The 18,771-nt window shown below is 70.2% G+C and carries 18 protein-coding genes; 5 read left to right on the top strand and 13 right to left on the bottom strand.

The window, feature by feature from the left end; genetic code table 11:
• The first annotated feature begins 16 nt into the window (after positions 1 to 16).
• The gene (locus tag HEP85_RS43315) at positions 17 to 850 is read left to right on the top strand and encodes an enoyl-CoA hydratase/isomerase family protein (protein ID WP_168533043.1); all 834 of its coding nucleotides are present in this window, start codon (positions 17 to 19) and stop codon (positions 848 to 850) included.
• A gap of 116 nt (positions 851 to 966) precedes the next feature.
• Here the strand turns inward: HEP85_RS43315 and HEP85_RS43310 are convergent, their stop codons facing one another.
• From HEP85_RS43310 to HEP85_RS43295, 4 genes are all read right to left on the bottom strand, one after another.
• Positions 967 to 2,394 (bottom strand): chitinase, encoded by a 1,428-nt coding sequence (locus HEP85_RS43310; RefSeq protein ID WP_248002410.1) that lies wholly within the window; start codon positions 2,392 to 2,394, stop codon positions 967 to 969.
• Between the two features lie 520 nt (positions 2,395 to 2,914).
• Entirely contained in the window at positions 2,915 to 3,454 is a 540-nt protein-coding gene (locus HEP85_RS43305; protein ID WP_168533041.1) for an EF-hand domain-containing protein, read from the bottom strand.
• A gap of 183 nt (positions 3,455 to 3,637) precedes the next feature.
• Positions 3,638 to 4,033, bottom strand: coding sequence for a helix-turn-helix transcriptional regulator (locus HEP85_RS43300; protein WP_168533039.1), 396 nt, complete (start codon positions 4,031 to 4,033; stop codon positions 3,638 to 3,640).
• On the bottom strand, positions 4,030 to 4,476 hold the full coding sequence (locus HEP85_RS43295) for an SRPBCC domain-containing protein (RefSeq protein ID WP_168533037.1): 447 nt from the start codon (positions 4,474 to 4,476) through the stop codon (positions 4,030 to 4,032). Before HEP85_RS43295 ends, HEP85_RS43300 begins: the two co-directional genes overlap by 4 nt.
• Before the next feature lie 184 nt (positions 4,477 to 4,660).
• Here HEP85_RS43295 and HEP85_RS43290 point away from each other — a divergent pair, with 184 nt between their 5' ends.
• Both HEP85_RS43290 and HEP85_RS43285 read left to right on the top strand, forming a co-directional pair.
• Positions 4,661 to 4,900: a hypothetical protein gene (locus HEP85_RS43290; RefSeq protein ID WP_168533035.1), complete on the top strand. Its 240-nt coding sequence runs from the start codon at positions 4,661 to 4,663 to the stop codon at positions 4,898 to 4,900.
• A complete protein-coding gene (locus tag HEP85_RS43285; RefSeq protein ID WP_168533033.1) occupies positions 4,900 to 5,283 on the top strand; it encodes a toxin Doc in 384 nt (127 codons plus the stop codon). The genes HEP85_RS43290 and HEP85_RS43285 overlap by 1 nt, the downstream gene beginning before the upstream one ends.
• A gap of 76 nt (positions 5,284 to 5,359) precedes the next feature.
• Here the strand turns inward: HEP85_RS43285 and HEP85_RS43280 are convergent, their stop codons facing one another.
• The 8 genes from HEP85_RS43280 to HEP85_RS43245 form a co-directional block, all read right to left on the bottom strand.
• Positions 5,360 to 6,076, bottom strand: a complete 717-nt coding sequence (locus HEP85_RS43280) for a tetratricopeptide repeat protein (RefSeq protein WP_168533031.1) — start codon at positions 6,074 to 6,076, stop codon at positions 5,360 to 5,362.
• A 150-nt stretch (positions 6,077 to 6,226) separates the two neighbouring features.
• Positions 6,227 to 7,426 carry a PP2C family protein-serine/threonine phosphatase gene (locus HEP85_RS43275; protein WP_168533029.1) on the bottom strand — a complete coding sequence of 400 codons (1,200 nt, stop codon included), beginning with the start codon at positions 7,424 to 7,426 and terminating at the stop codon, positions 6,227 to 6,229.
• A 150-nt stretch (positions 7,427 to 7,576) separates the two neighbouring features.
• Positions 7,577 to 10,123, bottom strand: a complete 2,547-nt coding sequence (locus tag HEP85_RS43270) for a SpoIIE family protein phosphatase (RefSeq protein WP_168533027.1) — start codon at positions 10,121 to 10,123, stop codon at positions 7,577 to 7,579.
• 227 nt (positions 10,124 to 10,350) lie between these two features.
• Entirely contained in the window at positions 10,351 to 11,145 is a 795-nt protein-coding gene (locus tag HEP85_RS43265; RefSeq protein WP_168533025.1) for a citryl-CoA lyase, read from the bottom strand.
• Positions 11,138 to 12,325 (bottom strand): CaiB/BaiF CoA-transferase family protein, encoded by a 1,188-nt coding sequence (locus HEP85_RS43260; protein WP_168533023.1) that lies wholly within the window; start codon positions 12,323 to 12,325, stop codon positions 11,138 to 11,140. Before HEP85_RS43260 ends, HEP85_RS43265 begins: the two co-directional genes overlap by 8 nt.
• Positions 12,326 to 12,328: 3 nt before the next feature.
• Complete coding sequence (locus HEP85_RS43255; protein ID WP_168533021.1) at positions 12,329 to 13,804, bottom strand: amidohydrolase family protein; 1,476 nt, start codon at positions 13,802 to 13,804, stop codon at positions 12,329 to 12,331.
• Complete coding sequence (locus HEP85_RS43250) at positions 13,801 to 14,325, bottom strand: DoxX family protein (protein WP_329294521.1); 525 nt, start codon at positions 14,323 to 14,325, stop codon at positions 13,801 to 13,803. Before HEP85_RS43250 ends, HEP85_RS43255 begins: the two co-directional genes overlap by 4 nt.
• On the bottom strand, positions 14,322 to 15,203 hold the full coding sequence (locus HEP85_RS43245) for a dioxygenase (protein ID WP_168533019.1): 882 nt from the start codon (positions 15,201 to 15,203) through the stop codon (positions 14,322 to 14,324). Before HEP85_RS43245 ends, HEP85_RS43250 begins: the two co-directional genes overlap by 4 nt.
• Positions 15,204 to 15,357: 154 nt before the next feature.
• On the opposite strand from HEP85_RS43245, the gene HEP85_RS43240 reads away from it, so the two are divergent.
• Together HEP85_RS43240 and HEP85_RS43235 are read left to right on the top strand one after the other, a co-directional pair.
• On the top strand, positions 15,358 to 16,164 hold the full coding sequence (locus HEP85_RS43240) for an IclR family transcriptional regulator C-terminal domain-containing protein (RefSeq protein WP_168533017.1): 807 nt from the start codon (positions 15,358 to 15,360) through the stop codon (positions 16,162 to 16,164).
• 162 nt (positions 16,165 to 16,326) lie between these two features.
• The gene (locus tag HEP85_RS43235; RefSeq protein WP_168533015.1) at positions 16,327 to 17,142 is read left to right on the top strand and encodes a serine protease; all 816 of its coding nucleotides are present in this window, start codon (positions 16,327 to 16,329) and stop codon (positions 17,140 to 17,142) included.
• Positions 17,143 to 17,243: 101 nt separating this feature from the next.
• On the opposite strand, the gene HEP85_RS43230 is transcribed toward HEP85_RS43235, so the two are convergent.
• Positions 17,244 to 18,749, bottom strand: a complete 1,506-nt coding sequence (locus HEP85_RS43230) for an MFS transporter (protein WP_248002408.1) — start codon at positions 18,747 to 18,749, stop codon at positions 17,244 to 17,246.
• Positions 18,750 to 18,771: the final 22 nt, after the last annotated feature.

Genomic DNA, 18,771 nt, shown 5'->3' with positions numbered 1-18,771 from the left:
GAAGGGGGCGCATCAAGTGCCCGCAACATACTCGTACGAGACAATCCGGACGGAACTGCGCAACGGGGTCCTGTGGGCCACCTTCGACAACCCTCCGGTCAACCTCATCGACGAACGACTGGTCACGGATCTCGTGGCCCTGCTCGACGCCACCGACACCGACGGTGACGTGCGCGTCGTGGTGTTCCGCAGCGCGGACCCGGACTTCTTCATCTCCCACGTCGACCTCAAGCGGATCGCCCAGTACACGGCGGCCGCCGCCACGTCCGGCGGCCCGGACGACGTGAGTCTCGGCGCCCTTTTCCGGCGCCTGAGCGAGGCGCGTCCCGTCACGATCGCGCTCCTCGAAGGCCGGGCTCGCGGCGCCGGCGCCGAGTTCCTGTACGCGTGCGACATGCGGTTCGCGTCCCTCGAACGCGCCGTCATCGGTCAGATCGAGGTGGGCACCGGGGTCTTCACCGGTGCGGGCGCCGTCCAGCATCTCGTGCGGCTCGCCGGCCGCGGCCAGGCCATGCAGATGATCCTGAGCTCGGAGGACGTCGACGCACGGGAGGCCGAACGCATCGGTGTGGTCAACAAGGCCCTGCCGGACGAGGAACTGCCCTCACACGTGGAGCGGCTCGCCGAGCGCATCGCCGGATTCCCGGAAGCGGCCGTGCGACTCGCCAAGCGGCGCATCAACGCGGCCGCCCTCGCGCCCAAGGAGGATGTCCACGTCGACGGCAGTATGTTCCAGGTCCTGGCGGGCGACAGCGCCGTCGTCGCCCGGGTCGGCGCCCTGATGCAGCGCGGGCTCCAGGAGCGCTCCCACACCGAGCTCGAACTCGGCACGGTCATCGGTGAGCTCTGACGGCGCTCAGCCCCGGACCGGCCGAACACCCATCGCCCAGCGCCCCTCCCCAAGCCGCACACGCTGCCGCCCGGCACACACACGGTGCGCCGGGCGGTAGCGGGCCTGTCCCCCTGTCAGGCCGGGAGGTGGAACTGCTGGTTGGTGCCACCCGCGCAGGTCCAGATCTGCAGCCGGGCTCCATTGGCCGTCGACTTGTCGGTGACGTCGAGGCACTTGCCGGACACGGGGTTCACCAGGGTGTCGCCGCTGCCGGGCTGCCAGACCTGGGCGCCGGTGCCGTTGCAGTCGTACAGCTGGACCTTGGTGCCGTTGGCGGTGCCCGCCGAGGTGAGGTCCATGCACTTACCGAGGCTGCGGACGGTGTTGTCGGAACCCACGGTCCACTGCTGGGCGGTGGTGCCGTTGCAGTCGTACAGCTGGACGGCGGTGCCGTTGGCGCTGCTCGCCGAGGCGACGTCCACGCACTTGCCGCCGAGGCCCGTGATCTGGCCGGTGGAACCGGTGGGCGGCGGCGGGGTGGTACCGCCGGTCACGGAGTTGAAGGTACTGGAGAACTGCCAGGCGCTCTGCGGGGTGCCACTGCAGGTGTCGGAGAGCTGGCCGTTGGTGGCGCAGGCCTTGTCACGGCCGAGCGCCCAGAAGGCGAGTTCCTGGATGCCCTTGGACTTGGCGAAGTTGGTGAGCGTGGTGGCGTTGCCGGTGGTGAAGATCTCGCTGACGTCGTCGTTGACCCCGATCATCGGGGTGTTGCCCTCCATCGCCCACAGCTGGGCGTCGGACTTCTCCGGCCAGATGGCGCCGAGCTGGCCGCGCAGAGCGGTGGCGGCGTCGGTGGCCGCCTTGCCCATGTCCCGGGTTCCGTCGTAGTAGTCCATCGTCATGATGTTGACGAGGTTGACGTTGAGGCCGTTGCTCTTGGCGTTGGACAGCAGCTTCGTCCCGTTGCCGTCCAGCCCGTTCGGCATGGCCGGCAGGGTGTACTGGACGTCGAGCTTGCGCCCCGCGGCGGCGTACTCCTGCTGGAGCTGGGCGAGCGCCTTGTTGCGGCGGTCGTTGGCGGCGGTGTCGGCGATCGCGCCGCCTTCGATGTCGAAGTCGACGCGGGTGAGGTTGAGGGTGTCGATGACCTTCTTGTACTGGGCCTTGAGCGAGGTCACGGTCGTACAGGCCTGTGCCTCCTCGGTTCCGGAAGCACCGCCGAAGGAGGCGATGACGTCGCCGCCCGCTCCCCGCAGGGAGTTGATCGCGGAGGTCCAGCCGGCGTCGGTGACGGGCGTGTCTCCGTTGAACATGGCGTTGCAGCCGCCGCCGTCGATGACGAAAGCGAGCGTGTAGTACTTCAGGCCCGTCGCGTTGCGGGCGTTGGTCATGGCCGAGGGCGAGTTCCACGTCTCGACGTACGGCGCGGCGTAGTGGGCGGGGAAGCCTGGGCCCGGGTTGGCCGCGGCGCTCGCGGAGCCGCCGGCGGCGACGACGGCGGTGGCCGCCATGGCAAGGACAGCGGGAGCGGTGGCAAGGGCTCTGACGGCGGATCTGATCACAAGACGGCTCCTGTCATGAGCGCGAGGGGGCGCGATGATGCGGGGGGCGGTGCCGTGAGTGGGGCATCGGGGACGGAACGGCAGTTCATGTGACTGACGTCGATTCCGCCACATGAACATCCGATGACCGATGACGGTATGGACTAGACCAGCTTCGCGTCAATACCCTTGAATCCGGGAAGAGTTCGGGCGAGCGCGGCCACCGCCGCCGACCCCGAACGTGTCCTCGCCACGGGCTGAACCCCAACGCCGGTGCCGGCGTTGGGGTTCGCGATGGTTTCCACTCGCCGGGCCGCGGGGACAGGCCCCACCGCGGAATCCCGGGGTACCCGCGCAAGCGCGTCCCGTCGATCTCTTTGCGGTGTGTTCGCTGCAACGCCCGTACAGCAGACCGTACGTGGGTGGGTACGCCGTCACCCTCGCCCACTCCGAGCTGGTCGCGTCGCCCCCTGCGCACCACATCGGCCGGGCCGCCGGACAGGCGCCGGATCAAGCGCCGACAGCCGTCAGGTGTCAGCTGTCATCCGGGAAAGCGGCCGCAGAGCCAGTTGCCCGGTTCCGCCGGGTCGTCGCTGGTCCAGAACTGGCGCCAGAGAAAGGCGAACTCCTCACGGCCGAGGTGCCCGTCGCCGTTCGGGTCGAGCAGTTCGAAGACACCGGTCATGTCCGCGGGCCGCCCGTTCCAGGTCTCCACGAGCCTGTGGTGTTCCTCCGGGGAGATGCGGCCGTCACCGTTGGCGTCCACGGCGTCGAAGACGGTGTCGGCGGTCGCGGTGACGGCCTCGGCCATGGTGGGCAACCGGTCGACGAGGGAGAGCAGTTCACTCATGTCGACCGTGCCGTCACCGTTGGCGTCCCCGGCCTCCAGAAGGGCGTCCCACCAACCCATCAGCAACGTCTCGACCCGCGCGCGCAGTGGTGTCCCGGGCCCCACTGCCGGGAGCAGGCTCCAGCGGGCGACGAGCGCCGTGAAGTCGTCCTGGCGCAGGTAGCCGTCACCGTCCGCGTCGAACGCGGCGAACATCCCCTTGAGCTTGCGCTCCTGAAACGCGCTGGCCATGAGCGGCCTCCCTCGACGCCGAACCGAACCACGAACCGCGGACCGCGACTGCCGGGCGCGTGCCGTTCCCGTTTGCGGTCGCCACGGACAGCGTAGGTCGAGACGCGCCCCCGGCCCTACGGGCACATGTGGGCGAACGGTCACCCGCCTGACGGGGTGACCGTTCGCGCGCCGGGCGGCTCCTCACATGTTCCGGTCCTGTGACGGGCCCGGGGCGCTCCCCTCGTTTCGCGCCTCCCGCTCCGCCTCCTCGGCGATGTGCTTGATGTTGGCCAGTCGCCGGTCCCAGTCGGCCGCGAGCGTGGCCATCCAACGGGCCGTGGCGCTCAGGGCCGCGGGCCGCACCGCGTAGCGCACCTCGCGTCCGACCCGGCCGCCGGTGACCAGCCCGGCGGCGTCCAGGACCGAGAGATGCTTGACCACCGCCTGCCGCGAGACGGGAAGCCCTTCGGCGAGTGTCGTCGCGGTGGCCTCGCCCCGCGCGGCGAGCAGTTCGAGCAGTTGGCGTCGCGTCGGGTCGGCGAGCGCGACAAGGACGCTGTCGACGACCTCGGCGGCGCCAGGACGTTCTTCGGTCACGTGGAGGGCTGTTCGGCACGCGTCTTGAGCGCGCCGAGTTCCAGGGGCCAGCCTTCGCTGTGGTCCTTCACGTTCTGGCTGCGCAGTTCCTCGGACCCGGCCAGTGCCGCGAACCCGCTCTCCACGACGCGCAGTCGCGTCCGGTCGCCTTCCTGGGACAAGGTGAACTCCACGAGGGTGCTGTTGTCCTCGCGCAGTTCTTCTCCGGGGAACGCGCTCGTCCAGCGGTACGCCAGGTACGTCGGCGGCTCGACCTTCTCCACCCGCACCGGGAAGTCGCCGTGTTCCGCGTTCTTCGCGATCATCGACTCTCCCGCCCTGGCCACGGTGCCGGGAAGGCTCGACTTGTCGGCCACCCAGAATCCGGGCTGGGCAACCAGCGCCCAGACCCGCTCCAGGGGTGCCGCGATCAGCGTCTCGCGTTCGATGCGGTCCTCGCTCATGAGGGAACTCCGTCCATGTCGATTTCGAGTGCAACTCAAGGGTTGCACATCAAGTCTCCAGGAGCAACCCGAAGGTTGCACCCGGAGATGCGTCGACACCCGTATCGGCGCCCCCGGACGCCCAGGACGCCGGACTTTCACCCCCCTCTGGCTTCGTAGGTACCTGGTAGGTACCATGCTTGCTATGCCATCACTGAATGTGACGTTCACCGACGAGGAAATGGAAGGTGTGCGCGCGGCCGCCTCGGCGGAAGGCAAGAGCCTGAAGCAGTACATGCACGATCTCGGCGTCCGGGAGATGCACCGCAAGCGGTTCGTCGCCGGCGCCACCTCGTGGGCGGACAAGCTGCACGCCGAGTTCGACGAGGCGTTCCCCGACGAGGTCCCACCCTCGCAGCGCGGCGATGGGGTCGCCGCAGCCTGATGAGCGAAATCCTGTACATCGATGTCTCCTGGCTGCTGGACGTCCAAGAAGCCGCCCTGGGGACTGACGACGTGTCGGTCACCGACTACTCGGCCCTGGTCGCGGCCGTCGCCAGGCACAAGACGCGCATGCCGACCCTTCAGACCTCCAATCCCGACGCGGCGTGGCGCGCGGCAGCGCTTCTGCACACCGTCGTACGTCTCGAGCCGCTCCCGCACCGCAACAGCCTCTTCGCTGCGTTCGTCGCGGCCCAGTACATGGACCAGTCCGGCGAAGGGATCGATCCTCCCTACGGCAGCCTGTCGGACCTGATCAGAAAGGTCCGGGAGACCCGCCTGCCGATCTACGCCGTCGCGGATGTCCTGCGTTCCTGGCGGATCTGACATCGCGGAGGGATTCCCGGCCCGAGCGCCGAGAGCACTTCGTCGTCCGCGCACTCCCTCCCCGGACCCGTGGCGCTCAGTAGAAGTCGCCTCGGTGGTGCGGGGGGTTGACGGTGTCGCGACGCTGTTGCAGCAGCCCGGCCGTCCTGTTCGCCGAAATCTCCCGCAGGTGTGCCTGACTCTGCAGGGTCATCATCGACCCCAGTGAGTGACGTGCGGTCATCGGGTTGTCCACGCAGGCCTGGTACAGCGCGGCGGCGCTCTGGGCGTCCTGGTAGAGGGTGCGGTAGACCTCGGCGGCACGGTACTGGCCGTAGGGGTGATTGCGTGCCGCGGCCGCCAGGAAGTACTCGAGGGCGTGCTCCGCGGGGGTGCGGGTCACGGGAAGCAGCCGCTCCAGGTACAGGTCGCCCAGAGCCAGCATCGCTTCGGGCTCGCCCAGTTCGGCCGAGGAGCGGTACCAGCGGGCTGCCTCGTCGAGCGACTGGGGGATGCCCGCCTGGGGGCATCCCTGGTGGTAGAGCGAGGCGAGGTAGTAGGCCGCTCGGGGTGAACCGGTACTCTGCCGCAGCCGTGGCACCGCGTTCGCGTACTGCCCCCGCACGTAGTCGATGTGCCCCAGGAGCTCGACGGCGGCGCTGTGACCGTTGGCCGCCGCGGTTTCCAGGAAGGCGGTGGCCGCGTCGCGGTGCTCCGCGCTGTCCCAGCAGTGCAGGCCGATCCGGTAGTACTCCTCGGCGCTGGTCGGCTCGTGTCCGTCCACGGTGAAGTTGGTCCCCTGCCACTGCACCACGTCGTCGCCTCTCTCGTCCTGACCTGCCTGGGCGGGCGCCTACCGTCATTGTGCCGCAGTCCCGCGAGGTCGCCGGGGGGTCGACGGCGGCAATCGGCCACGGAGGCAGAATTCCCGGCCGCGGACACGGATCAGGTGTCGTCGGCGGCGTCAGAGGCGGACGACGACCACGACCGTGTCATCGGTGGCGGCGCTCAGCGTGGTCAGCCCTTCCGCCAGGTCCTCGGCGTCGTCCTTGTGGTGCCGGGCGAGGTGGTCGGCGAGACGCTGGAGGCCTTGGTCGATGTCCTCGCGGCGGCGCTCGATCAGCCCGTCGCTGTAGAGGACGAGTACGGCGCCGTCGGCGTAGGTGGTCGTGGCCTGCGGACGGGCGCTGTGTTCGGGGCGGGCCCCCAGGGGCGGATCCGTCGCCCGGTCCAGGAACTGCACCGTGCCGTCCGGGTGGGCCAGGGCCGGCGGCGGGTGGCCCGCGCTGCTGTAGGTGATGCGGTGGCCGCTCTCGTCGATGACGGTCTGCACGGCGGTGCTGGCGAGGGCGCCGGCGAGGGAACGCGCGTACATGTCCAGACCGTCGAGTGCGGTGGCGGGCCCGTCGACGACGCGCATGGCCGCGCTCAGGGCACTGCGCAGCTGGCCCATGATTCCTGCCGCCGCCAGGCCGTGCCCCACGACGTCACCGACCGCGACGGCAGCGGCCCCGCAGGCGAGCTGTGTCACCTCGTACCAGTCGCCGCAGACGTTCAGGGTGTCCTCGGCGGGCCGATAGCGCACCGCCGCCTGGTGACGGTCGAGCCGCTCGGGCGCGGGCAGCATCGCGTCCTGAAGTGCGAGGGCGACCTGCCTCTCGCGAGCGTTGGCCTGCCGCAGCCGTTCGTTGACCTGCTGCAGCTCACGGGAGCGCGCGTACAGCTCGAACTGTGTCCGCAGGCGCCGCTTGTCCGATTCCGGACCGCAGGCGCGCACGACATCGGTGATCTCTTCCAGACGGTGCACGACCAGCACGATGTTTCCCTCGGAGTCCAGGACCGGGGCGTTGATCGGGCTCCAGTAGCGCTCCTCGAACACCCCCGGCCGATCCGCCTCCTCCACGTCGTGGCGCATCGGCCCCGCGACGTCCTGGGCGCGGGTCTCCAGCACCCGTCGCAGCGACGCCTTGAGATCGTCCGGGCCTTCCGGGTCCTTCGGGAAGGCGTCGTACACGTACCGGTCGACCAGTTGGTGTCGCGCGCGGCCGACCAGGTCCTGGTAGGACACGTTCGCATCCACGATGACAAGATCGGGCGTGAGCACCAGCATCGCGCTGGGTGACGCATCGAAGATGCCCTGGTAATCGATCTCCGGATCCTTCACGGCGCATCCCGCACACAGGGGCAAGGGCTCAAAATTTCAGTGCTTCTGCTTCATGCTAGGCGTTCGGCTCGCCGAACCGCGAACGTCCCGTGACCGGTCACCAGGGAGCGATCACACACCCTGGTCACTCCCGCTGGTCACTCCCGTTGGTCACTCCCGTTGGTTGACGCATACACCGGATGCCCGCGACGGCGAGACGGGCACCGGTCGGTCCTCCGGTACGGGCGGCGCGCCCCCTGCCCGTGCGTGTGAGGGTACGGAGGCCAGGCCTTCCTCGGCCCAGACGACCTTGCCGCCCGACACCGAGCGAGAACCCCATCTGCGGGACAGCTGGGCGACCAGGAGGAGGCCCCGGCCGTTCTCGTCGTCGGAGCCCGAGCGGAGCAGACGCGGGGAGCAGACGCTCGCATCGGTCACTTCACAGGTCAGGACCTGGTGCCGGATCAGGCGCAGACCGACCGGGCCCGTGGCGTGGCGAACGGCATTGGTGACCAGCTCACTGACGATCAGCTTCGTGGGGTCCTCGAGACGTTCCAGGCCCCACGCCGCCAGCTGACGGGCTGCCAGGCGCCGGGCGCTGCCGACGGAACTCTGGTCGTTCGGCAGCGTCCAGGAGGCGACCCGGGCCGGGCTGAGCGAGCGGGTCCTGACGAGGAGCAGGGTGACGTCGTCCGACGGCGCCTCCCCCGGCAGGGTCTCCGTCGCGCGGGTGCACAGGTCCTCCAGGGAGCGGCCCGGTTCCGCGAGGGCGGCGCCCAGGCGCCACATCCCCACGTCGATGTCCTGGTCGCGGGTCTCGACCAGACCGTCCGTGTACAGCGCGAGGACACTCCCCTCCGGCAGTTCCAGCTCCACGGACTCGAAGGGGACCCCCAGCCCGATGCCCAGGGGGGTTCCGGTGGGAAGGTCGGGGAAGGTGACCGTCCCGTCCGGGTCGACGATCACGGGCGGGGGGTGTCCGGCCCGCGCCATGGTGCACCGGCGAGTGACCGGGTCGTAGACGGCATACAGACAGGTGGCGCCCACCACCGCGGGCGGCTGGTCCGAGACGTCGGCGTCCTCCTCGGCCAGTCGCTGGACCGTGTCGTCGAGGTGGGCCAGCAGTTCGCCGGGAGGCAGCTCCATGTCCGCGAGCGTGTGTACGGCGGTGCGCAGGCGGCCCATGTTCGCGGCGGCGTTGATGCCGTGTCCGACGACATCGCCGACGACTAGGGCCACCCGGGCTCCGGACAGGGGAATCACATCGAACCAGTCGCCCCCGACGCCGTTCTCGATGTCGGCGGGCAGGTAGCGCGACGCCGTCTCGACCGCCGTGCCGCCCCTCAACCGGTGGGGAAGCAGGGTGCGTTGGAGCGCGAGGGCCGCTGTGTGCTCGCGAGCGTACTGGCGTGCGTTGTCCAGTGACAGCGCGACGCGGCTGACGAGTTCCTCGGCGAGGAGCAGATCGACGTCCTGGAACGGCCCGGGGTCCTCGGTCCGGATGAACAGCACCACCCCAAGCAGGGCGTGCCGTGCGCGGATGGGTACCACCATCAGGGAGTGCATACCGTTCTCGTGGACCTTCCGCGCCCGTTCCGGGTCCTCCTCGATCCATGCGGCCGGAGCGCTGCCCAGACACGGCTCCAGGTGGGACCTCCCGGTGCGCAGGACGTCCATGAAGGGTGAGACGGGTGGCACGCGGACCGGTTCACCGAGCGCCCAGGGAGATTCGGGGATCCCTTGGTGGATCGAGGCCAGGCCGGCACGTCGGAAGACGAGGCGCTCGCCCGTCGAGCCGATGTGGACCGGCGGTCCTTCGCCGAAGGGGACCGACTGCTCCAGGTCGACGGCGACATAGTCGGCCAGCAGGGGAACGGCGAGGTCGGCCAGTTCCTGACTGGTCTGCATCACGTCGAGGGTGTGGCCGAGGCGCGTACTGGCCTCGCTGAGGATGGAGAGGCGCTCGCGCGCCCGACGGCTCTCGGTGACGTCGATGCTGATGACGCACACTCCCAGCACCTGGGCGTCGGCGTCCTGGAGACAGAAGATCGAAACGGCGAACGTGTGTTCCTTGCGCGGATCCGACGGAAGCCTCAGCCGGTACTCCTGGACCCTGGTGGTGCCGGTCTTCAGTACCTGCCGCATCATCGTCTCGAGCGTCTCCGCCTGGGCACCGGGCAGCACCTCGGTGAATCGAGACCCGAGCCTTCGCTCGCGTGAGACGCCGTCGTGGCGCTCCATGGTGTCGTCCACCCAGGTGCACCGCAGGTCCGGGTCACGCACGACGACACCGATCGGGGTGCGGGCGAGAAGCGAATCCCGCACGGACTCGCTCATCGCGCCCCACGACAGCTTGCCGATGTCGGTCAGAGACACGAGCCACCGGACTGCCCCGTTCTGCCCCCACAGCATCGAGATCCTCAGGCTGACATTGAGCACACGGCCGTCGCGGTGACGCACCGCCGTGGTCCCCGACCAGCCGTTCCGGGCACGGCAGCGCTCCACGAACGCCGCTATCGTCGGCGCCTTCCCGGCGGACGGCAGGACGAGCGCCGCGGACCGGCCCACCACGTCACCGGCGGTGTATCCGACAAGCCGCTCGGCGGCCCGCGTCCATCCCACCACCGTCCCCTGGTCGTCCAGCATCGCGATCGCCGAGTCCGACCTCTCGACCGCGCTCGCCTGATCGCCTTGCGTCACCATGTCCGTGCTGGTCATCGCCACATTCCTCAGGTAGCCCTAGAGGGCGGCATGGATGCGGGAGGCCGCCGCGCCGACGCCGCAGCGGCCAGGGCCACAGGAAGTGGCCGGGCGGAACAACCCGCGCTCCATCTCCGCGCTCGGATCCAGACGCGGAGGGAGTCATCGAACCGACTGAATCCGCGCCTTTCAGGCAATTGACCAGAAGAGGCTTTCATCTGTGACAAGTGGTGCGCAGTGACCGCCTACCCGTCATAAGGCCGCGGCGGAACCGATCGGTTGTTGAGGTCCACGGACAGGAAGATGTCCTTCGCGACCGGATCGCGCAGTTCCTCGGCGAGCTGGCCGATGAGTCCGGCGGTGCGGGCGAGCAGGGCGAAGGCACGCAGCAGCTCCAGAGGCAGGCCGAGATCCGCGAGCGCGGCCCCACACACCCCGGCGCCGTTGAGCGGCAACGTCCTGCCCAGTACCTGGTGGTGTACGCGGCCGATGGCGGCGAAGAGGGACAGATGCGGGCCGGACATCCCTTCCTCCTGGGCGATCCGGAACAGCCGGGCCGTGCGGGGGTCGCCCTGCTTGTGCACGTGATGGCCCAGCCCCGGAACGAGGCGGCCCGCCTCCCGCGCCGACCGCACCGCGGTCAGGGCGAGCGCGTCCCACTCCGCGTCGTCGTCCGGATGACCGCCCTCCACACCGGCCAGGACGTCGTGCAGGAACCTGCCGCAGTCCTCGGTGACGCCCAGGAAGCGCGAACCGCCCCCCAGAAGTCCGGCCGCGAGCGCTCCCTGGACGGAGTCCGGAGCGGAGAGGAAGGTCAGCCGTGCCGTGATGGCCGTCGGCGTGAACCCGTGATCGGCGAGTGCGGCGAGCACCGCCTCGAAGACCCGGATCTCGCCCTTGGCCGGCCGGCGCTGCGTCGCGAGCCAGAACGCCAGCTCACCGAAGCCGACCTCACCCATGACCTCCTCGGCGAGGTCGTGGCCGAGCAGGGTGATCCGGTCCAGGGACGAGGCGCCGAGCGCTGTCGGGTACTCAGGCATCGCCGTCCTCCAGCCCTGCGCGCACGTCCTCGCCGCTCTCCAGCCACTTGCGTACGTCCTCGCCGTGTTCGTCGAGGGCGGGCGGCGGCAGCCGGTAGGCGGCCGGTGTCCTGGAGAAGCGGATCGGGTGCCGGGTCGTGGGCACCGCCCGCTCGCCCTCACCGACCTCGACCACCGGGTCGAGCCCGAAGCGTTCGGCCATGGCGAAGCCGCCGTCGATCGTGTTGATCGGCCCGCACGGCACCCCCGCGGCCACCAGCAGGTCGAACCACTCCAGAGCGCCGCGCGTCCTCAGACGCTCCACCAGGATCGGCCGCAGCTCCTCACGCCGCTCGGTGCGGTCGGCGTTGTGGCGGAAGCGGGGGTCGTCGGCGGTCCCGGGGATGCCGAGCACCTCGCACAGCCTGCGGAACTGTCCGTCGTTGGCGGCGGTGACGATCAGGTCCCGGTCGGCGGTCGGCAACGGCTCGTAGGGGAACACGCTGGGGTGCGCGTTGCCCATCCGGTACGGCACGGTCCCGCCGGCGGCGTACGCGGAGCTGTGGTTGACCAGCCCGGTCAGCGCCGAGGACAGCAGGTTCACCTCCACCAGCTGACCGTTTCCGGTGGCGTCGCGGTGGCGCAGTGCGGCGAGGATCCCGATGGCCGCGTGGTTTCCGGCCATCACGTCGAACACCGAGATGCCGGCCCGGTACGCGGGCCCCTCGGGGTCGCCGGTGAGACTCATCAGTCCGGAGATCGCCTGCACCATCAGGTCGTACCCGGGAACGTCCCGCCCCGGGCCCGTACCGAATCCACTGATCGAGGCGTAGACCACGCCGGGGTTCACGGTGCTCACCGAGGCGTGGTCCAGACCATAGCGGGCCAGGCCGCCCGGCTTGAAGTTCTCGATCACCACGTCCGCCCGCCGGGCCAGTTCTCTGGCGAGCCGGGCGTCCCGCGGGTCGCGGAAGTCCAGGACGACCGACCGCTTCCCCCGGTTGACGCCCAGGTAGTACGTCGACACCCCGTCCCTCACGGGTGGCGTCCAGGTACGGGTGTCGTCCCCCGCCGGGCCCTCGACCTTGACCACGTCGGCGCCGAGGTCCGCCAGCAGCATCGTCGCGTACGGACCCGCCAGGATCCGCGAGAAATCCGCCACCAGCAGCCCGTCGAGCGGCCCGCGCACACCGTCGGTCATGGCTTAGGACTCCTCCTGCCGCACGGCGACACCCTCGCCGCGATACGTGCTGTAGGTGTACGGGTTCGAGACCGGCTCGGTGCGCGGGATCTCCGGCTCCAGCGCCTCCCGCCACGCCTTCTCGCCCAGCGCCCTGCGGGCGTACTCGACCGTGGCGCCCACGGCCTCGCGCGCCCTGGGCAGGTCGACACCGAGCAGTTCGTGCCGGTACTTCACGACCCTGCCGTCGACGACGACCGTGTCCACGTCGGCCCGCTGGGCCTGGTACACCACATGCCCATAGGGGTGCAGGAGCGGGAACATGGCCGGAGCGCGGTCGTTCCTGATCAGTACGAGGTCCGCCTTCTTCCCCGGTGTCAGCGAGCCGATCCGGTCGTCGAGGCCGAGGACCCGCGCGCCACCGAGGGTGGCCCACTCGACGACGTCCTGCGCCCGCAGCGTGTGATGGACCACCGTCTCGCCGGCCGCGTGGGCCTCCAGGTGCTCGCGGGCGCGGTCGGCGGAGAGTGTGGCCCGCATCGCGGAGAAGAGGTCGGCGCTGAACCACACGCTGGTGTCCATCGACAGCGACACCGGGATGCCGTGCCGGCGCAGCCGCCAGGTGGGCGGGTAGCCCTGTCCGGCGTTCTGCTCGCTCTCCGCCGACACCGACACCCTGCCGCCGGAAGCGGCGATCCGCTGGTAGGAGTCCTCGCTGAGCGTGGCGGAGTGCACATAGGTGACGTCGGGGGTCATGAACCCGTGGTCCCACATCAGGCGGATGCCGTCGTCGCCCGTCGCGCCCCAGACCCCGGCGTGGGTGGTGACCGGCACGCCGAGCTCACGGGCGGCCTCGAACGCGGCCTTCTCCGGGAACGCCGCGTCGCCCGTGACGTCGAACGCCAGCTGGAGGCCCAGCATGTCGTCCCGCGCGGAGAAGTGACGGTCCACGAACCTGCGCATCTCCGGGGCCGTCGCCCACTCCCACGGCGCGCCCAGGAGGTTGCCGTAGGCGAGGACGAAGCGGCCCGGCACGGCCCGCAGCGCCTCGACGGCCGCGTCCCCGTGTTCGGGAGTGCGCAGTCCGTGCGACCAGTCCACCGTCGTGGTCACGCCCGCGTCGAGCGCCTCGACGGCCGACAGCAGATTGCCCGCGTGGACGTCCTCGGGGCGGAAGATCTTGCCCCAGTTCAGGTAGTAGAAGACGAAGTACTGGGACAGCGTCCAGTCCGCGCCGAACCCGCGCAGCGCCGTCTGCCACATGTGCCGGTGTGTGTCGACCATGCCCGGCATCAGGATGCCGCCGGTGGCGTCCACCACGACCGCGTCCTCGGGTGCCGTCAACGCGTGCCCGACCCGTTCGATGCGCTCCCCGCGCACCAGGACGTCTCCGCCCTCCAGCAGGCCGATCGCGGGATCCATGGACAGCACGGTGGCGTTGCGGAAGAGAAGGGGGCGTCCGGCGGTGAGGTCGTCGGGGTGCGGGGTGTCGATCGTCATGAAGTCACCTCGTTGTGGTGCTGTGCCCGGGTGCGCAGCACCCGCGACCGGAGGACGAGAGGTACGGCGGCGGTGGCCGACCCGACGGCGAGCGCGGCGGTTCCCCAGCCGGGGCCGTGGAGTGTGTCGAGGCCGACGGCGTGGTCGAGGGACCATGCGCCCGGACCGGTGTAGCCGAGGACGGCGGCCGCCGCGCCGTACCAGAACGGGACCTCGCAGCCGCCCTGTTGCGCCCAGAACCCGTTCGGGGCGGTCGCCACGGCCGCCACCGTCATCGTGCCGACGATGACGGCGCAGCCGCCGGGAGTGAGCAGGCCGGTCGCGAGCGACGCCGCTCCGGTCAGCTCCGCCAGCCCCGCGAGCAGGACCATGGGCCGGCCGGGTACGAAGCCCCATCGTTCGAAGACGGCGGCCGTTGCGTCGGGGCCGGCCCCGCCGAACCGGCCGAACAGTTTCTGGGCGCCATGGCCGCACAGGAGCGCGGCGAGAAGCAGCCGCAACAGGAGAAGGCCGAAGTTCACGGCCGCGTCCCGCCCGAGGCCGAGGGCTGCAGCACGAAGTCGAACTCGGCATGCAGATAAGGCGCGTCGACGGTGCTCCCGTCCGGGGCCGGGCCGGCCGGATGCTCGCTGAAGTCCACGACCAGTTCGTCCTTGGTCCCGAACACGACATCGCTGTCGAGGTAGGGCGAGCCGCTCCGGAACAGGTGGGTGATCAGCCGGTCGTGGCCGGGGTGGTCGATGAGGAAGTGGATGTGCGCGGGCCGGTAGTGACTGATGCCGGTCCGGCCGATGAGAGCGCCGACCGGTCCGTCCATCGGGATGGCGTAACCGAGCGGCGCGATGGTGCGCACGCAGTACGTCCCGTCGGACCGCGTCCGGTACTTCGCGCGCAGCCGTGCCTCGTCGACGTCCGCGAGCTGTGACTCGTAGGCGCCGTCCGCGTCGGCCTGCCACACGTCCAGGACGACGTCCGGCAACGGAGTTCCGTCGAGTCCGAGCACGCGGCCGGTGACGAACAAGGGAGTGCCCTCGACACCGTCGGACATGTCGAAGCCGTGCGGGGCCGGCGGTGAGCCGTCGATGTGGAACGGGCCGAGGACCGTGGCGGGCGTCGCGGCCGGTGCGAAGCGGTGGTTGAGCTGCACGACGAGCGTGCTCAGCCCGAGCACGTCGGAGGCGAGGATGAACTCCTGACGTTTGTCGTCGCTGATCCTCCCGGTCGCCGTGAGCCACTCCACGGCCGCCGTCCACTCGTCCTCGGTGAGCCGGACCTCGCGGGCGAACGCGTGCAGGTGCCGCACCAACGCCGTCGTCAGTTCGGCGAGCCGGGGCGAATGGGCGGTGGCCCAGCGCTTCTCCGCGAGGTCGGTGAGATTCTCCTCCGTCACGAAGGCCATGGAATCCTCCTTGGTCCGGCCTGCCCGACATCGTGCGGACGGCTGTCCGCACAGCGGTCAATCTGCCGCATGGTTGAGAGCGAAACAAGACCTCTGCACCGATCAGAAGAAGGTGGATCTGCCGGACCGATGTCCGCTCGGCTAGCCTGGCCCTATGCGCCGAGACGGAAATCCCGAGTTCATCGAGGCCCTCGCCCGAGGGCTGGACGTGTTGCGCTGCTTCCGGCCGGGCTGCGGCTCCATGACCCTCAGCGAGATCGCCGGCGCCACGGGCCTCGCCCGCCCCACGGCCCGGAGGATCCTCATCACCCTGGAGCAGCTCGGCTACGTCCGCTCGCAGGAGCGCGGCTTCTGCCTCACGCCCCGGGTGCTCGACCTCGGCACCGCGTACATCGGCTCGATGAACCTCTGGGAACTCGCGCGTCCCCACCTGCGCGATCTGGTCGAACAGACCAACGAGTCCTGCTCGATCGCCCAGCTCGACGGGTCCGACATCGTCTACGTGGCCAGGGTCGCCGTACCGAAACTGGTCACCCTCGGCGTCACCATCGGTACCAGGTTCCCCGCCCTGCAGACCTCGCTCGGCAAGGTTCTGCTGGCCACGCTGTCGCACGACGAACTCGACAAGTCCCTGGCCGAACCCAGCCGTTCCGGCGTCACCCCGCGCTGGACCCCGGACCGGGACGAGATCCACGCCGCCCTGCGTGATGTGCGGGCCAAGGGATGGGCGGTCACCGATCAGGACCTCGCGCCGGGCATCCGCTCGGTCGCCGCGCCCGTACGCGACGGGAACGGCAGGACCGTCGCGGCCGTGAACGTCAACGCCCACGCCGCCGAGACCTCGGTGGAAACCCTAGTCGACCACCACCTGCCCCTGTTGCTGCGCGCGGCGAGCGCCATCAGCGGCGACTGGGCGACGTGGCAGGCACGCCCCCTGGACATCCTCGACACCGCACCCTGAGCCCTGACGCCGCGATCAGGCGTTCCCTGCCGTCCTGTCCGGAAGCGGATGAGGCAGAACCCGTCGCGCCTGTCCGACGACCGAGGCCTCGCCCCTTACGATCACCGACCGTCGCCCGATCGGTTCGGGATGCGGTGGACGACTCGGTTCGGGGAGTGGCGGATGACAGGGATTTCCCGCCGGGCGCTGACGGCCGTACTGGCGTCCTTCGCCCTCGTGATCGGCATGTCGGCGGAGGCTCGAGGGATCGTCAACGGCGATCGGGTGACCTCGCCGGCCAAGTACCCCTGGATGGCGCAGATCCAGATCCTGCGGGACGGACGGCACCAGGGCTCCTGCGCGGGCACCCTGGTGAGCGAGAGGTGGGTCCTCACCGCCGGCCATTGTGTCGACAGCCAGGACATCAGGGTGGTCCTGGGCAGCACCGCGCTCCGGACGGAGACCGACGGTTCGTTCCGGGTGGTCCGCGTCGTCAGGCACCCGCGGTACGCGCCGGGCGGCGGCCCTCTCCGTTATGACGCGGCGCTCCTGCGGCTGGACCCGCCCGTGAGGTTCGGTCGCACGGTCGCGCCCCTGGCGTTGCCCGCCTCCTCCCGCCCGACGTCGTATCCGGGGCCGCTGGTGGTCGCCGGCTGGGGCCACACCCGTGAGGACGGTCCCGCCTCGGACACGCTGCTGGAGACGCACCAGACCGAGAGCGGCCGGTGCTTCCGGCAGGGGCTTCGACGGAAGGTCCACCTGTGCACGCTCATCCGGGGCCACCGGGCGCCCTGCTACGGGGACAGCGGAGCACCCCTGATGCACCGCAACGCCCGGGGCGGGTTCACCCTCGTCGGTATCACCAGCGGCACCGTCGGTAGCCATCCGTGCGGAGCGGAGGGCCAGGAGAACTACTTCGCCCGGGTCACGGCCCTCGTCGACTGGATCCGTCATTGGATCCATCACTCCACCGAGCCGCTTGCGCGACAACACCGATGACACACCGACAACGCTGATGGCGCAGACGGCGCTGGCGGCGCAGACGGCGCCGGCAGCGGCCCGGTCAGCAGTGATCCGGCATCCCTGGAACGTCCGTCGGTCTATGCCGCCGCGGGACGGCGCAGGAACCACACCGTCGGGACGGTCATCACGAGGAGCACGATCCCGGCGACGAGCCAGCCCAGATGAAGGGCTTCGCTGAAGGCCTGGGGGACGGCGACGGAGATCGCATGCGCCTGTGCGGCCGGGGGGCTGCTCGTCCCGCCGTGGGTGATTCCGGCGACCACGCCGTCGACGCGGTCGGCCGGGACGCCGGACGCGGCCAGCCGGTCGTGCAGGTAGTCCGGGAAGCGGGTGGTGACCAGGGTGCCCAGAACACTGGGGCCGAGCACGCTGCCGAGCTGGCGGAACATGTTGACCGACGCGGCCGCCATGCCGGCCTGGAGCGGTGGCACGCTGTTGACGGCCGCGGCGGTCGACGGCGCCACCAGGACGGCCGAGCCCACGCCGGCGACGAACAGGCCGGGCCACATGGCCCCGTACCCGCTGAAGGGTCCGGCCGCCAGGAGTGCGAAGGCCCCCGCGCCCATGAGGACGAGGCCGGTGATGAGCGTGGCCGGGACGCCGATTCTGCGCACCAGGCGGCCGGCGAACGCGCTGACAACGATGTAGGTGGCGAACATCGGGAGCAGCTTCACGCCCGTCATCAGGGCGCTGTCGTGGGCGACCCGCTCCAGATGGAGGACGGTGAGCAGTGAGATGCCGACGAAGCCGAACATGGTGACGGCGCTGATGCTCATCACCATCGTGAACGACGCGTTCTTGAACAGCCGCAGTTGCAGCATGGGGTCGTCCTGGCGGAGTTCGACCCGCACGAAGGCCGCCAGCGAGACGACGAAGACGACGTACGCGGCGATGATGACGGGCCGGCCGTAGCCCGTGGAGCCACCCTCGATGATCGCGTACGTGGCGGACGCGACGGCGAGGGTGCCGAGCACGACGCCCGCCGGGTCGAACCGGCGTGTCGGGTGCTTGCTCTCGGTCACCAGGAGCGGGGTGAGGATCAGGGCGAGCACGCCGATGACCACGTTGGTGAGGAAGACGGCGTGCCACGACACCCGGTCGAGCAGTACGCCCGCCACCAGGGGTCCGACCGCCAGCCCGAGGCCCGCGCAGCTCGCCCAGGCGCTGATGGCGCCGGTGCGCTCATGCGGGTCGGTGAACGTGTGACTCACGATCGCCAGGCTGGACGGCAGGACGGCCGCCGCCCCGACTCCCATCAGCGCCTGGGCCGCGATGAGCAGGCCCGCGTTGCCCGCCAGAAAGGCGATGACACTGCCGATCGTGAAAAGCGTGACGCCCGACAGGAGCGTCCGCCGCCGCCCGAGGATGTCGCTCAGCGTGCCGGCCGACAGCACCAGACTCACCAGGGCGAGGCTGAAAGCACTGCTCACCCAGACCGTGGTGCTCGCGGACAGGTGCAGGGCGTCCTGAAGCGGCGAGAGTGCCGAGATCGTCGAGGAAACGTTGACGAAGACCATCATCACACCGAGGCAGAGGACCAGAAGAGCCCACCACCTCCGCCCGTTCGGGATGGTGCTGGACACAGGGGTCGGAACTGCGGCGATG

The organism is Streptomyces sp. RPA4-2 (assembly GCF_012273515.2).
Classification (GTDB): Bacteria; Actinomycetota; Actinomycetes; order Streptomycetales; family Streptomycetaceae; genus Streptomyces; species Streptomyces kaempferi.
The sequence above is the reverse complement of the archived record's forward strand: the minus strand, read 5'-3'. Positions and strand labels throughout refer to the sequence as shown.